This is a genomic window from Pantoea sp. Pa-EAmG, assembly GCF_030024295.1.
Taxonomy (GTDB): Bacteria; Pseudomonadota; Gammaproteobacteria; order Enterobacterales; family Enterobacteriaceae; genus Pantoea; species Pantoea dispersa.
The window spans coordinates 1-2,635 of sequence record NZ_JASEWO010000305.1 but is presented as its reverse complement, the minus strand read 5'-3'; the positions used below and the strand labels follow the sequence as shown (position 1 = coordinate 2,635).

Annotated in this window: 2 protein-coding genes; both read right to left on the bottom strand. The window is 50.8% G+C overall.

Going from position 1 to position 2,635, the window contains the following annotated elements; all coding sequences use genetic code 11:
- Nucleotides 1–27: 27 nt before the first annotated feature.
- Nucleotides 28–666: a LysE family transporter gene (locus QMM04_RS22010; RefSeq protein ID WP_021509661.1), complete on the bottom strand. Its 639-nt coding sequence runs from the start codon at nucleotides 664–666 to the stop codon at nucleotides 28–30.
- Nucleotides 663–1,964: a hypothetical protein gene (locus QMM04_RS22005; RefSeq protein ID WP_211725956.1), complete on the bottom strand. Its 1,302-nt coding sequence runs from the start codon at nucleotides 1,962–1,964 to the stop codon at nucleotides 663–665. The genes QMM04_RS22010 and QMM04_RS22005 overlap by 4 nt, the downstream gene beginning before the upstream one ends.
- Between the last annotated feature and the right edge of the window lie 671 nt (nucleotides 1,965–2,635).

The window sequence follows — 2,635 nt, the reverse complement described above, 5'->3', positions numbered from 1 at the left end:
CCCCATCACTATGCTTCGCAGGTCAGATCAGGTCACCATAAACTCCCGATAACCTGACACAATCACGTAAAGCGCAAAATAGCTAAATATGAGCGCTGAGGCTATGTAGGAATATTTAAGCAGGCGATGGCCAAGCAGTTTGCCTCCAAAACTCCCTACCAGGCACAAAACACAGGTCCAGAACATTCCCGCGATGAAAAAGCCACTCAGAAACCAGGACGTTGCCGTAACGTTGTGCTGGCCCATCCGGGATATCAGCGCACCGCCCACTGTCGCAAACCACAGAATGGCCGTGGGAGAGGACATGGCAAGCACCACGCCCCGGCCAAATTCACGCAGCAGCGGGCGATACTGATGGGTTTCGCTCACGTTAATCTCTGAGGCCTTCCTGAAGGCGGCCACCAGCATTTTGCCGGCGAACCATAAAAGCATCGCACCACCGCCAATCCACAGTATCCAGCGTACTGCTTCATACTGCAGCAGTACGGCCATTCCCGCCAGCGCCAGCAATGCATATGCCAGGTCACCCACACAGGTTCCCATTCCCAGCCAGAAACCATGAAAATACCCGCGTTGCATGGCAAGGGTAATCATGGCGATATTGGCAATTCCGATATCAAGACATAGCGAAAGGCTCAGTAAAAAACCATTTGAAAACTCGATCATAACGTAAAGCCTTTAATCTTCTGGTCGTACTCGATCATGTCGACAGTTTTACCCAGCCGGTTCAGCAACAGATCCGCCTCTTCACGCTGATGGTGAGGTGAATAGCATTGCAGGAATGCCAGGGCTGCCTGTGTATCATCCTGCAATACAGAACGTGTCATTGCTGTTGCCAGTGCCGTCAGAGCTGGCTTCACCGCGCTGAGTTCCACCATATAATGCGTCCCACTCCAGTTCAGACACTTGTGTTCAGTCAGCCACTTGAGCTGTATGTAGGCCGCTCCTGCATCAGGATAATCACATGGGCCGCGGCGCAAATATCTCAGCATTTCCAGCAGGAAAATTTTTAACTGCAACGTCTCATTCAGCTGTAGAGCCTGCCGGGAAGTCTCTGTCAGGCACATCAGCAGCCCAAAGACATCGGCCAGTGCTTCCTGCACAACCATTGATCCCCATCTGTCCTGTTTACTTAATTTGCCAAACATCATCTTTTCAAGGACAACGGAATGCCCCAGATCATGACCGCGGAACCAGGCGATCAGGTGGCGGGAACAGAGGGCGCTGTCCGGTATAGCTTCATGCTGCCAGCCAAGCAGGGAAGCCTGGGGCCGGGCAAAGCGTTCAAACAGGTTCAGATAGGTATTTGCAAACACAATGGTGCGCTTCTGGGGGGCGTATTTCACCCCTTCATCCTCAGGGAAGAAATAAGCGAAGTGCTTGGGATAGCTGTTAGCTTCGCCAGCAATCGCAAACAGGTCGACAATTTTGTAGCGGCATCCAGGTAGCGCAATCAGCCGCTGGTCGATATGATTTTGCAGCCAGCTCAGGTTGTCCGGAAAGAGCTCATCCACCACATCCGATACTTCCTGCAGCCCGCGATCAGGTAACCCAAACCAGGCGGAATAATGCTGCGTGCGAGATTTTCCAACCCACGTAGACATATAGCCTATTCCCTGCACCAGTTCCTGTTCATCCAGTCCAGCTATCTGCGGGAGAAGCTCCTTTGCTGTGCTGGCGTCAGAGAGGATTTCTGCGCGAAGCTGCAACGCTTTACAGGTATCCGGATCGTCAAATTCCTGAGCAAGCTTGAAACAAATAATGCTGAGCTTTTCTTCAACAGACTGAAGCAGCGTACTCCCGGTCCGTGTAGAAACCGGGTGAATATGACTGGCCGCCTCTGCAAGACGCGTAGCCTGATGGATAAGATCCAGCGCAGCGGGCGAAAGCGAGTCAGGTAGAGGGATATCCATCATGTGGATAAGATATGAGTCAGCAGCAGGCCAGAACGGTGTCGTAAACATGAAATTCCCTTCCATTGTTAGTAACGAGAGGTTTACTTAACCATCGCATGTGGATTCGGTATTGGAAGGAATTGCGCGAAGGGGGTCGGAAATAACGGTTCACTTCAGAATCCTAACCGACTACTTTGCTGCGCAGTAAATTAAAGAGTGTATAAAAAAGCATGATCAAGCGGGGTCAGGCGGTCTAACGAAGTGACAGAACGACAGGAGACATTACACCCGGGAGAATTGCCCTGCATCACATAAATCAACAGAGTTCGGTTAGAGGAACGTCAGCTACTGGCACAGAGCATGCGTACGCGCTGCAGGGTCCGCTATGAGCGAAAAACGGACGTTGCTAACAGTGTTCTGAGTAAATCAATGGAGAGCAGGTCAGTCAACATCTGGCATAAAAGAAGCTTAATGAAACTCCCACGCATAACTCTAGAGCTCGCAGAATCATCATCATCTCAATAGAGCTGGAATAAAAGGTGTGACCTGGCTGGCGAAACTTCAGGCAGGCTGGTCCCATTGTGTTACACTCAGGGCAGTTATGATTACACACTTCAGCAGATCAGTGCTGCTACTGAAATTAGACATAGATCGTAGACTCCCAATAGCAATAATGCTTGTCCGCCGCGACGGACTCTTACCGCCAGGCAACAGGAAGATTGATATGTTGAGAATTGAAG

What these genes read in the sequence shown, in the direction of transcription:
- QMM04_RS22005 (WP_211725956.1), bottom strand. Translation starts at nt 1,964, where the DNA reads ATGTTTACGACACCGTTCTGGCCTGCTGCTGACTCATATCTTATCCAC.
- QMM04_RS22010 (WP_021509661.1), bottom strand. Translation starts at nt 666, where the DNA reads ATGATCGAGTTTTCAAATGGTTTTTTACTGAGCCTTTCGCTATGTCTT.